Origin of the sequence: Arhodomonas sp. KWT2, assembly GCF_041949875.1 — a bacterium.
Taxonomy (GTDB): domain Bacteria; phylum Pseudomonadota; class Gammaproteobacteria; order Nitrococcales; family Nitrococcaceae; genus Arhodomonas; species Arhodomonas aquaeolei.
This window is the reverse complement of the sequence record NZ_JBHFPQ010000046.1, coordinates 1-19,334: the sequence shown is the minus strand read 5'-3', so window position 1 is coordinate 19,334 and position 19,334 is coordinate 1. Positions and strand designations below refer to the sequence as shown.

Genomic DNA, 19,334 nt, shown 5'->3' with positions numbered 1-19,334 from the left:
CCGGTCACTTGTCGAGCAGGTGCCCGGTGACCCAGTCGTGCGTGTACTCGGGACTGACGATGACGCCAGGCTTCATGTCCCTGTACTCGCCCAGGTTGTCGTTGGTGACCGTCGCCACCGGCATGAGCATGGTCTTCGGGGGCGTTGCGCCCTGCTCGATCTCGTAGGCGAGCCAGAACGCGGCACTGCCGATGCCGGGCGCGGTGTTCTTGGAGATCGTGCTGTAGCCGGTCTTCTCGCGGCGATCGGCCCACCAGTGGATGAAGTTCGAGCTGCCACCGCCCACGATGATCGGCATGTCGTCGGCGTACTCGCCGCCATACTGCTCGAAGGCCTTGGCGACACCGTAATCGTCGCCGCCACCCTGGGTGAGCACCGCATCGACGTGCGGGAGGCTCGGCAGGATGTTTGCTACCGCCGACTGGGCCACCGAGCCCGTCGCCTGACCGTACACCGTACCCACGACCTTGAGGTCCGGGTACTTCTTGAGCACGCTCATCTGGCCCTTGTACATGTCGTGGTCCGGGGCTGAACCCTTCACCCCGCGGACGACCAGGACGTTGCCTTCTCCGTCGAGACGGTCCGCGACGTATTCGGCGAGATCCGCCTGGTACTTCACGAAGCTGAAGTTGAGCTTGTAGGCGCATGGTGCGGAGGCGACCGAATCGAAGGCCACCACCTTCACACCGGCACTGCAGGCCTTCTTGATAACGCCGTTGAGCGCTGACTCGGAGGCGGCATCGATGGCGATCGCGTCGACGCCCTTGAGTATCAGGCTGCCCATCTGGGACATCTGCTGATTCACCGAGCCGTCGCCGTTGAGGATGATGTAGTCCTCGATCACCCCCTGCTCCTTGGCCTTCTTCGCCGCCGCCTCGAAGGAGTCGACCATCTGCCGGCGCCAGGTATTACCGTAGTAGGCGTTCGACAGTGCGATGACCGGCTTGTCCGCCGCCCGGGCGGAGACCGGGGCGAAGGCGGGGACGGTGAGGGCCACGGCGCACAGCGAGAGCGCGACGCGGCGCGTAACCTTGAATAGATTCGTCGACATAGGGCTTTCTCCTCCTCAGGACTGTCGCCGCGTGGCCGCGGCCTGTTTTGCTCTTCGATACGGCGCAACCGGGGCGCCGATCTGGCCGGACTCGCTCGGTCCGATCATCATGTCGTACACTCATTACACCAGTAATCTCCCGGTCGTCAAGGCTACGGCGGTCGGACGGGCGTTTGACCGACTGGTGTGATGACGTTATTTCTAGCCTGAATTCGACGACAATGCATCCGGCGCAGGAGGAGAGCGCAGCCATGCACCCCAACCCCAGTGACGCCGAGGCCCTGTTCGGAACCGATGCTGCCCCGCCATCCCCCATGGCCATCCGGGCCGGCGCATTCGAGCTCGCGGTCGATGACGGCTGGCTCAGGCATATCCACGTCGGCGGGACCGAGATCCTCCGCGGCATCGGGCTGACGATACGCGACGATCAGTGGGGCACCTGCCTGCTCCAGCGCGAGGAGACGTCCGCACACCGCGACGACGGCACCTGGGTGTTCCGCTTCGAGGCCACCACCGCCGGGGCCGGCACCCTGGCGGCGGCGTTCGAGGCCCGGATCCGCGACGGCGAGCTCACGGTGACCGCCCGGCTCAGCTCGCCCGGCGGCTTCACCACCAGCCGCAGCGGGCTCGTGGTACTGCATCCCATCGAGGGCGTCGCGGGCAGTCCGGCCACCGTCATGCACACGGACGGCGGAGACGAGGACGGCCGTTTCCCGGACCGGATCAGCCCCGGCCAGCCCTTTTTCGACATCGCCGCCATCCGCCACCAGCCCCGGCCCGGGATCACCGTCGAGTGCGCCTTCGAGGGCGATGTCTTCGAAATGGAGGACCAGCGCAACTGGACCGACGCCTCGTTCAAGACCTACAACCGTCCACTGGCATGGCCGACGCCCTACCGCATCGAGGCGGGCGAGACGGTGGTACAGCGCGTACGCGTGCGCATCGACGGGCCGGCCTCGGGCGACGCCCCGGCGACGCCCGGGGAGCGTGCCGTCGTGCCGGTGCACGTGGACCACGACGCACGCTCTCCGCTGCCCGCGCTGGGTATGGGCCACGACCTCGGGGAACCGGTCTCGGAGACCGTCCGGCAGACCCTCGCCGGTATCCGGCCGGACCACCTTCAGATGCGCGTGGACCTGCGCAGCCGCTCGGCGGCGGACCACCTGCGCGCGGCCGCCGCGATGCTGGACGACGTGGGGACCGGAACCGGGGTGAACCTGGGCGTGATCCTCCCGGACGACGCCGAACCGCGGGCGGCCCTGCAGTGGCTCGCGGACACCCTCGAGGAACTCGGCATGGCGCCGTCCGGGGTGCTGGCACTGCCGGCAGCCTATCTCAGGAGCCACCAGCCCGACGGCCAGTGGCCGGGGACGGCGACGCCGGACGCCGTGACCGAGGCGGTGCGCGGGGTGTTTCCCCACGCCGCCGCCGGCGGCGGTATGCTCACCTACTTCACCGAGCTGAACCGCTGCCCGCCGCGCGGACGGATCGACTTCCTGACCCACGCCACGGCGGCGATCGTGCATGCCGCGGACGACGTCTCGGTGATGGAGACCCTGGAGGCTCTGCCCCACGTGTTCCGTTCAGCCCGGGCCATGGTGCCGACGGGAACGCCGTACCGGGTCGGCATGAGCGCGATCGGCATGTGGAGCAACCCCTACGGCGTGCGCACCTTCGACAACCGGGACCGGCTGCGGGTGCCGATGGCGCGCAACGACCCGCGCCAGACCGCCCAGTTCGCCGCGGCCTGGAACCTCGGCTACTACGCCCGTGCCCGTGCCGCCGGGGTCGACGCGGTGGCCCTGTCGTCGCTGGGCGCCCCTTTTCCGACGATGGACGCACGGGGGTTATACCCGGTGTTCCACGTACTCCGGGGGCTCGCCCGCGCACCGCGGGACCGGGGAGTCGGCACCGCAACCGGGGACCCGCAGCGCGTCGACGCCGTCGCCTGGACGCGGACCGACGGCCGCGCGGAGCTCTGGATCGCGAACCGCCGGCCGGAGACCACCCTGGTGCGGATCGAGGGGCTCGACGTGAAGGAGGTGCAGTGTCTGGACGCGACGGTGGCGGCGAGCGCCCGCGGGGCCCGGGACTGGATGGACCGCACCGCCGCCATGGCAGTGCCGGAGGCGACCCTGCCGCCCTACGGCGTACGCCGCGTCATCGGCACGGCACCCGGGCAAGAGGTCTAGCGCTCGCCCCGGGCGCGGGCCGTGTACAGGGAGCTGGCGCGGGTGAGATGGTCCGTCATCGCCTGGGCGGCGCCGTCCGGGTCGTTCGCCTTGACCCGCTCAAGGAGCTCGTAGTGCTCCTTGAGCGTCACGTCCTCGGCGCCGGGGAAACTGACCATGTCCACATGGAACTCGGAAAGCCACTGCAGCATGGCCTGGGACACCGCCGCATAGATGGGATTGCCGGGGATCTCGGCGATGATGCGGTGAAAGCGCATGTCCGCCTCGATGAACGTCCGGCCCTTGCCGAGGTTGCGCTCCATCTCGCGGACCGCCTCCTCCAGCCGGGCGACGTCATCGGGCCCGGCCCGCTCGGCGGCGACACGGATCATCCCCACCTCGAAGAAAAGCCGCGCCTCCTTGAGGTGATCGACGTTCTTCGGGAAGGTCGAGAGCAGATACCGCGCCGAGCGGTCGATCTGGTTGATCATCGACTGGGCGGTGACGGCGGTCACCCGCGCCCGTTCACCATGCTGAATGGTGATCATACCCATGGAGGCCAGGCTCTGGAGCGCCTCGCGCACCGCCGGCCGGCCGACGTTGAAGGTCTCCATGAGCTCACGCTCCGAGGGCATCTGGTCGCCGGCCTTGAGCTGGCCACTCTCGATCAGATCCACGAGCCGCTCCAGCACCTCGTCGGAGAGCTTCCTGCGGGCAATCGGGGTCGACTTGATCGTGCTCATCCACTCGCTCCTGTTCACCGGACCGCGCCGTTTCAAGCAGGATGGCCGGCGTCTCCCGTCCGTAACGGGATACATCGGCCCGCCGTCCCTGCGCGCGCAGGTCATCATACCATGTGTGCTGATTATATAAGTTAACCGGGGACATCAGCAGTCCTGCCGGCTCATCGCGGACGCGACCCACCGGCTTCACGTCGTCGGTACGGCCTGCACCGCACCGCAACCTCACCGGTGGTTTCTTGACGCGAACTGGTATGATGAGCTAATCATAGCCTGACATGATGCCTAGGCCGGCCCTCCCGGACCGGATGCACCACGCAGGCGTGGTGACGGGCGAAAAACGACAGGCGGGATACGAAAAGCCGTTCCCGCGACCCCGCGACGAGGAGAGGCCCTTCAGGATGCCGGAAAGAATCCAAGCGACCTACTGGATCGAGACCGCCTTCCCGCTGGAGGATGCCGCCGCCGCCATGGCCGGCGAGCAGTCGTCGGGGACGTTCCTGGCCGTCCCCGGCGAGACCGACGAGATCAAGGCCCGCAACGGTGCCAGGGTCGAGGCGATCACCGAGCAGGAGACGGTGGGCAGCCCCTCGCTGCCCGGGGCCGCCACGCCGGGGGGCAACGCACCGGCGAGCTGGCGGCGCGCGACGGTGACGCTCTCCTGGCCCCTGGCGAACATGGGACCGTCACTGCCCAACCTGCTCGCGACCATCGCCGGCAATCTCTTCGAGCTCAAGCAGTTCTCCGGCCTGCGCCTGCTCGACGTGCAGCTGCCGGCCGCGTTCGCCGACGCGTATGCAGGGCCCGCCTTCGGCGTCGAGGGCACGCGGCGGCTCGTGGGCGTCCACGACCGGCCCCTGATCGGCACGATCATCAAGCCGTCCGTCGGGCTCTCCCCCGGCGAGACCGCGGCCGCCACCCGCACTCTGGTGGACGCGGGAATCGATTTCATCAAGGACGACGAGCTGCAGGCGGACGGTCCGCACTGCCCCTTCGAAGAGCGCGCCCGGGCGGTGATCGAGGTGATTCGCGAGCACGAGGCGCGCACCGGCCACAGCGTGATGTACGCGCTCAACCTCACCGGCGAGGTCGACGAGATGCGCCGCCGGCACGACCTCGTCCGCGAGCTCGGGGGCAACTGCATCATGGTCAGCCTCCACAGCGTCGGGCTCAGCGGCCTCACGGCACTGCGCCGGCACAGCGAGCTGCCGATCCACGCCCACCGCAACGGCTGGGGTCTGTACTCACGCTCCCCGGCCGTCGGCATCAGCTACGTCGCCTGGCAGAAGCTCTGGCGCCTGGCCGGCGCCGATCACATGCACGTCAACGGGTTGCGCAACAAGTTCTGCGAGCCCGACGACAGCGTGATCGCCTCCGCCCGCACCTGCCTGAGCCCGCTGTTCGACGCCCCCCGGCCCGCCTGCCTGGCGATGCCGGTGTTCTCCTCCGGCCAGTCCGCCTGGCAGGCACCGGACACCTATGAGGCGCTCGGCAGCAGCGACCTCATCTACTGCTGCGGCGGCGGCATCGTCGGCCACCCGGACGGCGTCGCCGCGGGAGTGCGCAGCGTCCGTGAGGGCTGGGAAGCGGCAGCAGCCGGCATCCCCCTCGCCGACTACGCCAGGGAACACCCGGCCCTGGCCCGGGCCCTGGAGACGTTCGCCCGATGACCGAGGCACCACTGCTCGCCTACTACGGCGACGACTTCACCGGCTCCACCGACGTCATGGAGGCGCTCAGCGTCAACGGCGTGCCCACGGTCCTGTTCCTGCGACGGCCGACGGCCGCGGAGCTGGCGAGGTTCCCGGAGGCCCGCGCCGTCGGCATCGCCGGCATCAGCCGGGCCAAGTCCCCCGCCTGGATGGACGAGCACCTGCCCGGCATATTCGCCGGCCTGCGCGCGCTCGGCGCCCCGCTGGTGCACTACAAGATCTGCTCGACCTTCGACAGCGCACCGGAGATCGGCAGCATCGGCCGCGCCATCGACATCGGCGCCCGTGTCCTCGGCACGCGCCAGACACCGGTGGTCGTGGGCGCGCCGGTGCTGCGCCGCTACCAGGCGTTCGGCAACCTCTTCGCCACGGTCGGCGACGAGACCTACCGCATAGACCGCCACCCGACCATGAGCTGTCACCCGGTAACCCCCATGACCGAGGGCGACCTGCGGCGGCACCTGGCGCGGCAGACGGACAAGCCCGTCGCCCTGATGGACGTGCTGGCCCTCTGGTCGGAGGACTACCCCGCCCGGCACCGCGCCCTGCTCGACGGCGACGCCGGCGTGCTGCTCTACGACGTCCTCGACGACGTCACCCAGCGCCGGACCGGCGAGCTGCTCTGGCGCGACGTCACCGACGGCGCGGACAGCCGCTTCTGCGTCGGCTCCTCCGGTGTCGAATACGCCCTCATCGCCCATTGGCGGGCCAGCGGCGCCGTCCCGCTGCCGGCGGCGCCCCGCGCCAGCGCCGCGACGGCGAGCGACCGGGTCATGGTGGTCTCCGGCAGCTGCTCCCCGGTCACCGCCGGGCAGATCCGGTGGGCCCTGGAGAACGGATTCGAGGGCTACACGCTGGACCCGGCGGCGCTGCTCGCGCCGCAGACCGGCGAGGCCGCGCTGGAACGGGCCATCGGGCACTGCAGCGCGGCGCTGGAGCAGGGGCGCAGCGTCGTCGCCTTCTCCTCGCTGGGGGCGCCGGACAAACGCACGCGGGCCCTGTTCAACGACGATCCCGAGGGCTTCTCGCACCGGCTCGGACGGGCCCAGGGCCGCCTGCTCACCGAGACGCTCCGGCGAACCGGGGTGCGCCGTGCCGTTGTCGCCGGCGGCGACACCTCCGGCCACGCCATGAACGAAATGGGGGCGTATGCGCTGACCACGCTCACCCCCATCGCCCCAGGCTCACCGCTGTGCACCGTCCACGCCGACGACCCGGACCTGGACGGTCTCCAGATCGCGCTCAAGGGCGGTCAGGTCGGGCAGGCACCGTACTTCGCACACGTTCGGGCCGGCCACGCCTGAGCGATCCACCACCGATCCACAACGAATCCCTGGAGGAGTTTCCCATGACCGCAATCACCCTCATCGGCGCCGGCGGCAAGATGGGCTACCGGCTCAGCCGCAACCTCAAGAACTCCGAGTTCGAGACACGCCACGTGGAGAACAACCCGCAGGCCCGCGAACGGCTGAAGGCCGACCTCGGCGTGGAATGCATGGACGTCGACGAGGCCCTGGCCGGCAGCGACGCCGTGATCCTGGCCGTACCGGACACCCTGATCGGCAAGGTCTCCCACGCTATCGACGACAAGCTGGCCGCGGGTACGATGGTGGTGACACTGGACGCCGCCGCGCCGTTCGCCGGGCACCTGCCGGAGCGCGACGATCTCGTCTACTTCGTCACCCACCCCTGCCACCCCTCGATCTTCAACTACGAGCCCACCGAGGAGGCACAGCGGGACTTCTTCGGCGGACTTGCCGCCAAGCAGAACATCGTCTCCGCGCTCATGCAGGGCCCCGAGGAGAGCTGGGCGCTGGGCGAACAGATCGCGCGCACCATCTACGCGCCGGTGGACCGCTCCCACCGCGTGAGCGTCGAGCACATGGCGATCCTCGAGCCGGGGCTGTCCGAGACCGTGGCCGCCACGCTGTTCGCCACCCTGCGCGAGGCCCTGGACGAGTGCGTCGCCCGCGGTGTCTCCCGGGAGGCGGCCCGGGACTTCGTTCTCGGTCATGCCAACATCGAGCTGGCCGTACTCTTCGAGGAGATCGACGGGGTGTTCTCGGATGCCGCCAACAAGGCCATCGAGAACGGCAAGCCGGCGATCATCCGCGACGACTGGAAGCAGGTCTTCGAGCCGGAGGCCATTCGCGAGAGCATCCGCCGGATCACCTGATCCCGGCCCCCTGTTCCGGACCGCCCGGCGCACACCGCCCGGGCGGCGGCACCTTCACGCCCGTCCCCGCGGGACGGAACCGCCCGGAGCCCCTATGAACACGGACAGCCACCCGGAGCCGGCCAAGCTGCTCGGCGACCTCCGCGCCCCGTCCCTGGGGCGGGTCTTCGACCTGGACCCGGGACGCTTCCCGGGCATGCCCATGTGGGCGGGCCACCCGCCGTTCCAGGTGGTCACCTACCGCACGCCGAAGGGCCTGCGCATCCGCCAGGACCAGGACTGGCTCGCGCCGGAGGTCAACCGCGAGAACATCGGCATCGTCTCGGAGATGCTGGTGGCGACCTGTCACTCCGGCGCCCACATCGACGCCCTCGCCCATATCACCTGCGGCGCGGATGACCACTGGCACGGCGGCTCCAGCGCCGCCGACGCGCTCGGCGACTTCGGGCCCACCGACCACGATGCCTCCACCCTGCCGCCCATCGTCACCCGCGCCGTGCTCGCCGACGTCGCCGGCCACCTGGGCGTCCACCGTCTCGGCCGCTCGCACCCGGTCTCGCTGGACGAGTTCGAGGGCGCCATGGCGCGCCAGGGCACCGCCCCGCCCGCACAGGGGGACGTCGTCCTCGTCCGCACCGGGCAGATGTCGGTGTGGCCGGATCAGCAGCGCATGGCGGAGACCCAGGGATCGGGTATAACCCGTCCCATCGCGGACATGGCCGCCGACCTCGGCGTGACCGCGGTGGGGGTGGACACCGAATCCTGCGAGGTCGTGCCCTCCATCGAGCCCGGAAACCCCCATCCGGTGCACCAGCGGCTGCTGATCGAGGCCGGCATCTACATCATGGAGAATATCTACCTTGAGGAGCTTGCCGCCGCCGGGGTATACGAGTTCCTGTTCATCGCCCTGCCGCCCCGGATCGAAGGTGCGACCGGCTCCATGCTGCGCCCGATCGCCATTGCCTGAGGCACGGGTCACCGCAAGGATCGGGCTCACATAGTCGCCGCCGTCGGGGGCACGCCCCTGCCGGGCGGCCGCGCCCCCGGCTCCTGCCGCCACGTCCCGGCTCTTAACCGAACACCAAATGTTATGATATAACGTATTTAAATCACCATGGGCACCGTCACCAATGACGCCGTTGACCTCCGCTATCGTCCCGCCGGCGAAGAACGCTCTGCGCCGGCCTCACGTGACCGCCATGGACGCCTCGGACCTCGCGGTCGTACGGCACCATGACGTCAACATGAGCGTCTGGCACCGTCAGGTGCCAGCGGCACTCCACGACGAGCTCACGCACCTGGCCCCTGATGACCTTCCGGACGTACGCCGGCGCGTCAGCACGGCGGGCTGTCAGGGCGAGATCGCCCGGGTACTCGCGGCGCGCGGACTCGACCCCGATGCCTGTCCGAACTGGGTCGAGGACATCGCCCTGCTAGCCCGGCTGTTCTCCGGGCTGATCGATACGGACGCCATCGCGCTGCGTCTCGAGACAAGCACCGGCGACGGCTGCCGCCGCTTCCACGTGGACCAGGTCGGCCTGCGCCTGGTGTGCACCTACCGGGGTCCGGGCACGGAGTGGCTGGGCAACGACGAGGTCGCGCGCAGCGCGCTCTACGCGGGGGCGTCGAACGAGGCGATCTGCCGTACGCACGCCCCGCGGCGCCTGTCAGCGCCGGACGTCGCCATCATGAAGGGCGAGCGTTTCCCCGGGAACTTGGGAAACGGACTGGTTCACCGATCGCCGCCGCTACGGGGCAGCGGCCGGACACGCGTCCTGCTGTGCCTGGACGCGCTCCCGCGCCAAGCCTGACAAAGCGGCAAAAAACCCACTATCGATACGATATAACGTAAAAGGAGGCGATATGCCGCTACCTTTACGCAAACCCGTACACCATGCGGTCGCGACCGTGACACTGGCCGCCTGCGCACCGTTGCCGGGCACGGCCGCGGAGGCAGGCACCTCCGCCCTGGAGCTTGATCCCCTCACAGTCACCGGCACCCCGGTGCCGGGGGCTGTGTCGGAACAGGCCGCGAGCCTGGACATCGTCACGTCCGATTCGATCGTGGCGGACGGCGACGCCAACCTGGGGGAAGCGCTGGCGGACCTGCCGGGCGTGGAGAACATCGCCACCGGCAACAGCGCCGGCAAGCCGGTCATCCGCGGGCTGTCGGGGGAACGCATCCGGATGCTGTCCAACGGCGTCGGACTGGATCACCAGCAGTACGGCGTACGTCACATGCCGAGCTACGATCCATTCCTGCTCGAGCGTGTCGAGGTCGTTCGCGGCGCCTCCAGCGTGCTCTACGGCTCCAGCGCCCTCGGCGGTGCGGTCAACCTGATCCCCCGTGAAATCGACTACGACACCGACTTCCACGGCGAGGCGATGACCCGCTACTACAGCAATAACGGCCAGTGGGACACGGGCCTGCGCGCCGGCGCCGGCAACGGCCGGTTCGGCATCTCCGTGGGCGTCATCCGGCGGGACGCGGGCAACATCGAAACCCCCGACGAGACGACCTACTTCCCGCCGCCGCCGAGCCCGGAGCACCAGGATGCGGCGGCCTACACCGGCGATCTCGACTACACCGACTTCGAACAGGCGGCCGGCGATATCGCCGTGGGCGTACGTGACGACCGCGGCGGCGAGTGGCGCCTGCGCTACACGCGCTGGAACGACGAGCACAATTTCCTGCTGCCGCCACCGGCCGGCATCAAGCCCCCGTCAGCGGGCGCCGAGGGGATCGGCCAGTACATCGACGACGAACAGCTCAGCCTCTCCGGGCGCACCCGTATCGGCAACATCACCTGGAAGCCCAAGCTGCTCTGGCAGAACAACGAGCGCCGCTCCAACGCGGCAGGCTATCCGCGTTCCGCCGGATTCGATCACACCATCGATATCGAGTTCGACCAGTACACGGCCCGCCTGGAGGGCGAACACGGCGCCATTGCCGGACTGGACGGAGGCACGGTGGGCGTGGAATACCGCTACAAGACCCAGGAGTCACGCGGGAGCACGCAGCTCTCGCCGGGCGGCGACGTGCACAACGCGGCGGTATTCGCCTTCGAGGAGAAACGCCTTGGCCCGCTGCTGCTGCAGAGCGGGGTGCGCTATGACCACCACACCACGGAGGCCCGCGCCTCCCGGACACGCGCGCCGTCGGCAAGCGTCCGCGATGCCGAAGAAAACAGCTACGGCGTCGCCACCGGTTCGCTCGGCGGGGTCCTCAGCATGACCGACAGGCTCTCGCTCGCCGCCAACGTGGAGCGCGGGTTCCGGGCACCGTCGCTGTTCGAGCTCTACGTCGCCGGCCAGCACGGGGGCGTGGCCGCCTACCAGGAGGGCAATCCGGACCTGGACGAGGAGACCTCGCTGAACACGGACCTCTCGCTGCGCTGGCAGTCCCCGGGACTGAGGGCCACAGCGACCGTCTATCGCAACGTGATCAACGACTACATCATGCTCCAGGATACCGGCGGCACCCACGGCGGCCTGCCGGTGCTCCGTTACGAGCAGGCGGATGCGACACTCCATGGCGTCGAGCTCAGCGTGGAGAAAACGCTGGCCCCGTGGCTGACGCTCACCGCGGCCGCCGAGATGGTGGACGGCGAGCGTGACGACAACGGCGATGACCTGCCGCTGCTCCCGGCGGATAACATCAGCGTTGGCGCCCGTTTCACGCCGGCGAGCCGGGGCTGGCTGCGTAATCCGCACGCCTCGGTCACCGTCCGCCACTATGCGAGCAAGGACGCGGCCCCGGGCGAGCCCTTCTCGCAGTTCGACGACGCCCCGTTCGGCAGCGCCTCCACGGACAGCTACACGCTGGTCGGTATGAGCGCCGGCTTCTCGCCACGCGTCGGCAACCGGGTGATCCACCTGGACCTGAGCGTGAGCAACCTGCTCAACGAGGACTATCGCGCCTTCCTGGACACCTACAAGGGCTACGCCCTCTCCCCCGGGCGGGATATACGCCTGACGCTGCGCGTACCGTTCGGCGGCTAGGCTGTGTACCCCCTCAACCCCGAGACATACAAGGTGGGCTGCGCCCGACAGCCGACATCGTCACGGACGGGATCCCGGGCGGGCAGGCCGTGTGCGACGCCGCCGGGACCGGCCCGGAATGTCGCACGCCCGTGGCGCACGACCTACCCGAAATTCCATTCTCTACCCTGGAGCAGGATCAACACACATGGTCGTTCACGCGGACCTCCTGGCGGAGTGTTTTGACTCGCACCGCCAGTCTTCCGGGTAGATCCCGAGTGAACAACCTACTGAAAGGTCACGGCCAGGCCCGCCACGCATCCCCGGCGGTCAGCCCCCCACGGGCAGGCCGCCGGGGCCGTCCGGCTCCACCGGCGGCGCCGGTTCCCCCAGCGGCAGCAGCTCGTTGGCCCGGCAGGCCTCGAACAGGGCGTGGATGGTCGGTGACAGCGGCTCCCTGGCAAGCGCCACGAGACCCACGGCGTACTCGACATCCGGCTGGTGCAGCGGGATGCCGCGGATGCCGCTATCGCTCCCGAACAGCTCGCTGAAGTACTCCGGCATCACGCTGGCCCAGCCGGAGAAGCGGACCTGGGCCCAGAGATGGACCACGGAGTCGGTCTCGATCTCCGCCTCCGGATTGCAGTCCGCGCTGCGGAACGCCTTGGCGATGATGCGGCGGTTCTGCATGTCCGGGGTGAGAAGGCACAGCGGCAGCTGCGCGGCCTCCGCCCAGGTCACCTGCTCCCGTCCCGCCCAGGGATGGTGCTCGGGCAGGAACAGGCAGTAGCGCTCCATGTACAGCGGCAGGGTCTCCACGCGTTCCACCGGTTCGTTGTCCAGGTAGGTGATACCGGCGTCGATATGGAACTCCTGGACGTCGCGCAGAATCTCGTTGGAGGTCGCCGAGTGCACGGTGAAGGACACGCTCGGGTGCTCGCGGCGCACCGCGCGGGTCACCGAGGTCGCCATGGGCAGCGCCGACGGGATGACCCCCAGTACCAGGCGCCCGCTCAGCCCGCCCTTGAGCTCGCTGAGGTCCTGCATCATCGATGAACGGTACTCCAGGATCACCTGGGCCCACTTGAGCACCCGCTGACCCTCGGCGGTGAGCCCGTGATAGCGCTGGCCACGCTCGACGATGGGCACGCCGAGCTCCTGCTCGAGCTGGCGGATCCGCCCCGAGAGCGTGGGCTGTGTGACGTTGCACCGCTCCGCGGCGCGGGTGAAGTGCTTCTCCTGGGCCAGTGCGGCGAGGTATTCGAGCTGTCGGATGTCCATGGATGCCCTGGTCGGCCCCTCCGGGCGCCGGTGGCGCCTGTGCATGCCAAGCGGCGATCGCCCGCAGGCGAGCGCCTTCGTGATGACGGCCCGGCGGGCGGCGGTGCCGCCCCGCCGGGTGTGCGACGTCTCAGAACAGCTTGACCGCCTTGGACAGGGTCGAAGCGACCCCGATGACGAGCGGAATCAGCACGACCAGCCAGGTGACGGTCAGCTGTACACGGTGTTCACCATTGCCGTTGGCCATGGGTAGTCCTCCTCCGGGGATTTATTCAGTTCTGGGCACTCGCCGCAACCGTCGGGCCACCACGGGCCGGACGAACGGGTTCGGCCTCCTCGTCCATGAGGTGATGGTCCGCCATCTGGCGGATCTTGAGATTGCACAGCAGGCCGACGAACAGCAGCCCCGCCATGATGTACATGGTGATGGTGTAGGCGTCCGCCTTGGCCACGCCCTGGTCGATCTGGTACTGGCGGATGTAGTTCACCAGCGTCGGGCCGACCACGCCCGCCGCCGACCAGGCGGTGAGGATGCGGCCATGGATGCCGCCGACGAACCGGGTGCCGAACACATCGGCGAGGTAGGCGGGGATCGTGGAGAAGCCGCCACCGTACATGCTGATGATCACCATGTAGCCGATCACGAACAGCGTCACCGCGCCGAGATGCCCGGTTTGCGGCACCAGCGCGAACAGCACCATGCCGAGGATGAAGAACGTGCTGAAGGTGGTCTTGCGGCCGATGCGGTCGGACAGCGACGCCCAGAAGAACCGGCCCGCCATGTTGAACAGGCTGAGCATGCCCACGAAGCCCGCCGCCGCGCCGGCGGTGATCACCCCGGGGAACATCTCCTGGCTCATCGCCGAGGCCTGGCCGAGCACACCGATGCCGGCGGTGACGTTGAGGAACAGCGCCGCCCACATCAGGTAGAACTGCGGGGTCTTCATCGCCTGGTTGATGTGCACGTGGCCGTCGGTGACCAGGCTCGCCTTGCCGGAGCCGCCGGCGACCTCGCCGTCCCAGCCCTCGGGCTTCCAGCCCTCCGGCGGCACACGCACGATCAGCGCGCCGAAACCGATGGCGATGAAGTAGACGATGCCGAGGACCACGAACGTCCCCGCCACGCCCACCGAGTCCGGCGTGGAGAAGTAGTCCATCAGCGCCACGGACATGGGCGAGGCGAGCATCGCGCCGCCGCCGAAGCCCATGATCGCCATGCCGGTGGCCAGGCCGCGCCGGTCGGGGAACCACTTGATCAGGGTGGAGACCGGCGAGACATAGCCGAAGCCGATGCCGATACCGCCGAGCACGCCGTAGCCCAGATACAGCAGCCACAGCTGGTGGGTCTGTACGCCGAGCGCCGAGACCAGGAAGCCGCCGCCGAAGGTCACGGCACTCACCGCCATGGCCTTGCGCGGGCCCACCCGCTCGACCCAGTGACCGCCGAAGGCCGCCGCCAGGCCGAGCACCAGCACGGCGATGCTGAATATCCATCCAAGGCTGGTGAGACGCCAGTCCGCCGGGGTCTGCTCGGTAACGCCGACGACCCGGGTCAGCGGCAGATTGAACACACTGAGTGCATAGACCTGGCCGATGGACAGGTGCACCGCCAGGGCGGCGGGCGGTATCAGCCATCGGTTGAAGTTGCGTGGGGCGGTGATGCGCTCCTTCGACAGGAACCCTGCGTCGGTGCCGCTCATGATCTCTCTCCTCCGCTGCGCTTTTGGCAGTTGGTTGGCCTGTGGCCTGTTTGTTGTCTCCCCCTGAACGACCGGCAGCGGCGGCCCCGGCGGGACCGCCCGGGCTGCCACGACCGGCCTGCGGCGGGGCGCCGCTACAACTGCTCAGCCGCCCAGTGCGCCAGCGGGCGGAGCCCGTCACCGCCCGCGCGGGCGTGCTCGCCCAGCGCCGAGCGCATGCGCGGCTCCCAGAAGGCCCGGATGTGGCCCAGGATCTCGCGCCGGGCCCGATCCTCCGGATAGGCCTCGAAGTAGGCGGCGATCTCGTTGGCCATGCGCACGAGCTTGTCGGTATGCATAAGGCGTCCTTTGGTGGTCCCGTCTCTGCCCGGGCGGATCACCGCCCACCCGTGGCGGCATCCGCGACGCGGCCGGTGAGCACACTGAAGCCATCGCCCCGTGCCTGGGCGATTAGGGTCATGCCGGCCTCGCCCGCGAGGCGAATGGCCAGCCCCGTCGGCGCCGAGACCGTGCACAGCGTCCCGGTACCCAGCCGGGCGGCCTTCTGGACCAGCTCGTAACTGCAGCGGCTGGTCATCACCACGAAGCCGTCACCGGGGTCGATGCCGTCGCGCAGCAGCGCGCCGGCGAGCTTGTCCAGCGCGTTGTGACGGCCGACGTCCTCCCGCGCGATCACGATCGTGCCGTCGGCGGCGGCGAAGGCCGCGGCGTGCAACGCGCCGGTGCTCGCGTTCAGGGGCTGCCATTCGCGCAGCCCGGCCACCGCGCGATGCACCGCCGCCGCGTCCACTGCCGCGGCGGCGGGCACACGCCGCACCGGGCGTACCGCGTCGCTCAGGGCCTCCACCCCACAGAGCCCGCAGCCGGTGGCGCCGGCAATGCGGCGCCCGCCCTCGCGGACCTCGGCGATCGGTGTGGCACCGGCGCACCGCTCGACGCGCAGGACGATGCCCTCGTCGTGCTCGCTGTGCGACAGCGCGGCGATATCCCCGGGGCCGTCGATGACGCCCTCGGTGTAGAGGAAACCGACGCCGAAGTCCTCCAGGTCCGTGGGGCTGGCGAGCATCACCGCGTAGTCCGCGCAGTCCACCCGCACCGCCACCGGCACCTCCTCGGGGACCCGCCGGCGGCCCTCGGCCGGGGCCCCGCCGGACCAGCGGGCCACGGGGACCTCGCGATACGGCGCCGCGCGGGGCGGCCCGGCCGCGGCGTCGTCGGTGACCACCGGCACGTCCACGGGGACGCGGCCGGGCCGTCCGGTCACCGGGCCGGCACTCATCGGCCCGCCCCCGCCGCGGCGACCACGGCGCCGTCCGCGGTCTCCACGGACTCGGCGGGCAGGCCTAGGGTCCGCTCACGGTGCTCGCGGTAGTGCGCCTGCCACTCCGAGTCGGTGACGCTGGGCGTGACCTCCACCGCGGTGACCTTGTACTCGGGGCAGTTGGTCGCCCAGTCGGACTGCTCCGTGGTCACCACGTTGGCCGCGGTCTCGGGGAAGTGGAACGTGGTATAGACCACCCCCGGCGGCACGCGGTCGGTGATCAGCGCCCGCAGCGTGGTCTCGCCGATCCGGCTGCGCACCGCGACCCGGGTGCCGTCGCCGATGCCGCGCTGCTCAGCGTCGTGGGGGTGGATCTCCAGGCGGTCCTCAGCGTGCCAGACCCGGTTGTCCGTGCGCCGGGTCTGGGCCCCAACGTTGTACTGCGAGAGGATCCGCCCGGTGGTGAGCAGCAGCGGGAATCTGCGGTTGCTGCGCTCCTCCGTGGGGATGTAGGGCGTGAGCATGAACTGCCCCTGGCCACGCACGAAGGTGTCCACGTGCATGGTCGGTGTACCCTCCGGATGGGCCTCGTTGCACGGCCACTGGATGCTGCCCAGGCGTTCGAGCTTCTCGTAGGTCACGCCGGTGAAGGTGGGCGTGGTGCGGGCGATCTCGTCCATGATCTCCGAGGGATGGCCGTAGTCCATCTCCGAGCCCAGCGCCCTGGCCAGGGCCAGGGTGATCTCCCAGTCCGCCATGCCCCCCGGCGGCGCCACCGCGCGGCGCACCCGGTTGATCCGGCGCTCGGCGTTAGTGAAGGTGCCGTCCTTCTCCAGGAAGGTCGAGCCGGGCAGGAAGACGTGGGCATAGCTCGCCGTCTCGTTGAGGAAGAGATCCTGGACGATGACGCAGTCCATGTTCTCCAGCCCGGCGGCGATGTGCTTGATGTTCGGATCGGACTGGAGGATGTCCTCGCCCTGGATGTAGAGCGCCTTGAAGCTGCCGGCGATGGCGGCGTCGATCATGTTGGGGATCCGCAGCCCCGGCTCGTTGTCCAGGGACAGGCCCCACTCGCGCTCGAAGACCCCGCGCACCTCGTCGTTGGCGACATGCCGGTAGCCCGGGAACTCGTGGGGGAAGGAACCCATGTCGCAGGAGCCCTGGACGTTGTTCTGCCCGCGCAGCGGGTTCACACCGACACCGCGCCGCCCCAGGTTGCCGGTGAGCATGGCCAGGTTGGCCATGCCCATGACCATGGTCGAGCCCTGGCTGTGCTCGGTCACCCCGAGGCCATAGTAGATCGCGGCGTTGCCCCCGGTGGCGTAGAGCCGGGCGGCACCGCGCAGTGCCTCCGCGGGCACGCCGGTAACCCTTTCCACCGCCTCCGGGGCGTTCTCCGGGCGCACGATGAACTCCCGCCAGTCGGCGTACGCCTCGGACTCGCAGCGCTCGGCGACGAAGGCCTCGTCCGCCAGGCCCTCGGTGACGATCACGTGGGCCAGGGCGTTAACCAGCGCGACATTGGTGCCCGGGCGGAGCTGGAGGTGGTAGTCGGCCTCGACGTGGGGCGTACGCACCAGGTCGATGCGGCGCGGGTCCACCACGATGAGCCGCGCGCCCTCGCGCAGCCGGCGCTTCATCTGCGAGGCGAACACCGGATGGGCGTCCGTGGGATTGGCGCCGATGACCAGGATGACGTCGGAGTCCTCCACCGAATCGAAGTCCTGGGTGCCGGCGGAGGTGCCGAAGGCGGTCTTCAGACCGTAGCCCGTGGGTGAATGGCACACCCGCGCGCAGGTGTCGACGTTGTTGGTGCCGAACACCGCCCGGGCGAGCTTCTGCACCAGGTACGTCTCCTCGTTGGTGCAGCGCGAGGAGGTGATCGCCCCGGCCGCCCCGCGCCCGTGCTCCGCCTGGATGCCGCGGATACGCCCGGCGGCGAAATCGATGGCCTCCTCCCAGCTCACCTCGCGCCAGGCGTCGGTGATGCGCTCGCGGATCATCGGTGTGGTGATCCGGTCCGGGTGGGTGGCGTAGCCCCAGGCGAAACGCCCCTTCACGCAGGAGTGGCCGTGGTTCGCCTGGCCGTCCTTGTAGGGCACCATGCGGATGACCTGGTCACCGCGCAGCTCCGCCTTGAACGAACAGCCCACGCCGCAATAGCCGCAGGTGGTGATCACGCTGCGCTCGGGCTGACCATGCTCGACGATGGTCTTCTCCTGCAGGGTCGCGGTGGGGCAGGCCTGCACGCAGGCGCCGCAGGAGACGCACTCGGAGTCGAGGAAGTCATCCTCGGCGGTGCCGGCGCTGATCACGGAGTCGAAGCCGCGCCCGTCGATGGTCAGCGCGAAGGTGCCCTGCACCTCCTCGCAGGCGCGCACGCAGCGCGAGCACACGATGCACTTGCTCGGGTCGAAGCTGAAATACGGGTTGGAGTCGTCCACCGGGGCGTCCAGGTGGTTCGCCCCGTCGTAGCCGTAGCGCACCTCGCGCAGGCCCACCGCGCCGGCCATGTCCTGGAGCTCGCAGTTGCCGTTGGCCGAGCAGGTCAGGCAGTCCAGGGGGTGATCGGAGATGTACAGCTCCATGACCCCGCGGCGCAGCTTCTCCAGCGCCGGCGTCTGGGTGCGCACCACCATCCCCGGCTCGACGTTGGTGTGGCAGGAGGCGGGGTAGCCCTTGCGCCCCTCGATCTCCACGGTACACAGCCGGCAGGAGCCGAACGGCTCCAGGCTGTCGGTGGCGCACAGCCGGGGGATCGCGATGTCCGCCGTCATCGCCGCACGCATCACCGAGGTGCCGGCGGGCACGGTCACGCTGTGGCCGTCCACCTCCAGGGTGACCGTGCGGGCGTCGGTGCTCGCCGGGGTTCCGTAGTCCGTTTCCTGTACGACAGCCATGGCTACCTCTTTGCCGGATCAGCCCGCCGCAGCGGCGGCCGGGGTCCCGAAGTCCTCGGGAAAGTGTTCGAGCGCGCTGCGCACGGGATACGGGGTCAGCCCGCCCAGGGCGCAGAGCGAGCCCTGCTCCATGACGTCGCAGAGATCGCCGAGCAGGGCCAGGTTGGCGTCGGCGTCGGTGCCGGCACGGATGCGGTCGATGACCTCCACCCCGCGGGTGGAGCCGATCCGGCACGGAGTGCACTTGCCGCAGGACTCGATGGCGCAGAACTCCATGGCGAAGCGCGCCTGCTCGGCCATGTCCACGGTGTCGTCGAAGACCACGACGCCGCCGTGACCGATCATCCCGCCGCGCTCGGCC

General features: G+C 69.6%; 15 protein-coding genes. 7 read left to right on the top strand and 8 right to left on the bottom strand.

The window, feature by feature from the left end:
- Nucleotides 1-4 precede the first annotated feature (4 nt).
- On the bottom strand, nt 5-1,051 hold the full coding sequence (locus tag ACEZHJ_RS11140; RefSeq protein WP_163140686.1) for an ABC transporter substrate-binding protein: 1,047 nt from the start codon (nt 1,049-1,051) through the stop codon (nt 5-7).
- Nucleotides 1,052-1,302: 251 nt separating this feature from the next.
- Here ACEZHJ_RS11140 and ACEZHJ_RS11135 point away from each other — a divergent pair, with 251 nt between their 5' ends.
- On the top strand, nt 1,303-3,243 hold the full coding sequence (locus ACEZHJ_RS11135) for a hypothetical protein (RefSeq protein ID WP_375036508.1): 1,941 nt from the start codon (nt 1,303-1,305) through the stop codon (nt 3,241-3,243).
- On the opposite strand, the gene ACEZHJ_RS11130 is transcribed toward ACEZHJ_RS11135, so the two are convergent.
- On the bottom strand, nt 3,240-3,965 hold the full coding sequence (locus ACEZHJ_RS11130; RefSeq protein WP_163140105.1) for a transcriptional regulator NanR: 726 nt from the start codon (nt 3,963-3,965) through the stop codon (nt 3,240-3,242). The genes ACEZHJ_RS11135 and ACEZHJ_RS11130 overlap by 4 nt on opposite strands.
- Before the next feature lie 398 nt (nt 3,966-4,363).
- Here ACEZHJ_RS11130 and ACEZHJ_RS11125 point away from each other — a divergent pair, with 398 nt between their 5' ends.
- The 6 genes from ACEZHJ_RS11125 to ACEZHJ_RS11100 all read left to right on the top strand — a co-directional run bounded on the left by ACEZHJ_RS11125 (nt 4,364) and on the right by ACEZHJ_RS11100 (nt 11,852).
- The gene (locus ACEZHJ_RS11125) at nt 4,364-5,632 is read left to right on the top strand and encodes a ribulose-bisphosphate carboxylase large subunit family protein (RefSeq protein ID WP_259202009.1); all 1,269 of its coding nucleotides are present in this window, start codon (nt 4,364-4,366) and stop codon (nt 5,630-5,632) included.
- Complete coding sequence (locus ACEZHJ_RS11120; protein WP_375036507.1) at nt 5,629-6,978, top strand: four-carbon acid sugar kinase family protein; 1,350 nt, start codon at nt 5,629-5,631, stop codon at nt 6,976-6,978. The genes ACEZHJ_RS11125 and ACEZHJ_RS11120 overlap by 4 nt, the downstream gene beginning before the upstream one ends.
- A 44-nt stretch (nt 6,979-7,022) precedes the next feature.
- Nucleotides 7,023-7,850, top strand: coding sequence for a phosphogluconate dehydrogenase C-terminal domain-containing protein (locus ACEZHJ_RS11115; protein WP_163140101.1), 828 nt, complete (start codon nt 7,023-7,025; stop codon nt 7,848-7,850).
- A 94-nt stretch (nt 7,851-7,944) separates the two neighbouring features.
- On the top strand, nt 7,945-8,817 hold the full coding sequence (locus tag ACEZHJ_RS11110) for a cyclase family protein (protein ID WP_375036506.1): 873 nt from the start codon (nt 7,945-7,947) through the stop codon (nt 8,815-8,817).
- A 232-nt stretch (nt 8,818-9,049) separates the two neighbouring features.
- Nucleotides 9,050-9,661 carry a DUF1826 domain-containing protein gene (locus ACEZHJ_RS11105; RefSeq protein ID WP_259202012.1) on the top strand — a complete coding sequence of 204 codons (612 nt, stop codon included), beginning with the start codon at nt 9,050-9,052 and terminating at the stop codon, nt 9,659-9,661.
- A 52-nt stretch (nt 9,662-9,713) separates the two neighbouring features.
- Nucleotides 9,714-11,852 (top strand): TonB-dependent siderophore receptor, encoded by a 2,139-nt coding sequence (locus tag ACEZHJ_RS11100; RefSeq protein WP_259202013.1) that lies wholly within the window; start codon nt 9,714-9,716, stop codon nt 11,850-11,852.
- A gap of 309 nt (nt 11,853-12,161) precedes the next feature.
- Here the strand turns inward: ACEZHJ_RS11100 and ACEZHJ_RS11095 are convergent, their stop codons facing one another.
- From ACEZHJ_RS11095 to ACEZHJ_RS11070, 6 genes are all read right to left on the bottom strand, one after another.
- Entirely contained in the window at nt 12,162-13,112 is a 951-nt protein-coding gene (locus tag ACEZHJ_RS11095; protein WP_375036505.1) for a LysR family transcriptional regulator, read from the bottom strand.
- Nucleotides 13,113-13,384: 272 nt separating this feature from the next.
- The gene (locus ACEZHJ_RS11090) at nt 13,385-14,812 is read right to left on the bottom strand and encodes an OFA family MFS transporter (protein WP_163140093.1); all 1,428 of its coding nucleotides are present in this window, start codon (nt 14,810-14,812) and stop codon (nt 13,385-13,387) included.
- Nucleotides 14,813-14,946: 134 nt separating this feature from the next.
- Nucleotides 14,947-15,150, bottom strand: a complete 204-nt coding sequence (locus tag ACEZHJ_RS11085) for a formate dehydrogenase subunit delta (protein WP_163140091.1) — start codon at nt 15,148-15,150, stop codon at nt 14,947-14,949.
- 38 nt (nt 15,151-15,188) lie between these two features.
- Nucleotides 15,189-16,091, bottom strand: coding sequence for a formate dehydrogenase accessory sulfurtransferase FdhD (gene fdhD / locus ACEZHJ_RS11080; protein WP_375036504.1), 903 nt, complete (start codon nt 16,089-16,091; stop codon nt 15,189-15,191).
- Entirely contained in the window at nt 16,088-18,973 is a 2,886-nt protein-coding gene (gene fdhF, locus ACEZHJ_RS11075) for a formate dehydrogenase subunit alpha (protein WP_375036503.1), read from the bottom strand. The genes fdhD and fdhF overlap by 4 nt, the downstream gene beginning before the upstream one ends.
- Before the next feature lie 18 nt (nt 18,974-18,991).
- Nucleotides 18,992-19,334 (bottom strand): NADH-ubiquinone oxidoreductase-F iron-sulfur binding region domain-containing protein (locus tag ACEZHJ_RS11070; protein ID WP_375036502.1); only part of this gene is annotated, 343 nt, incomplete at its 5' end.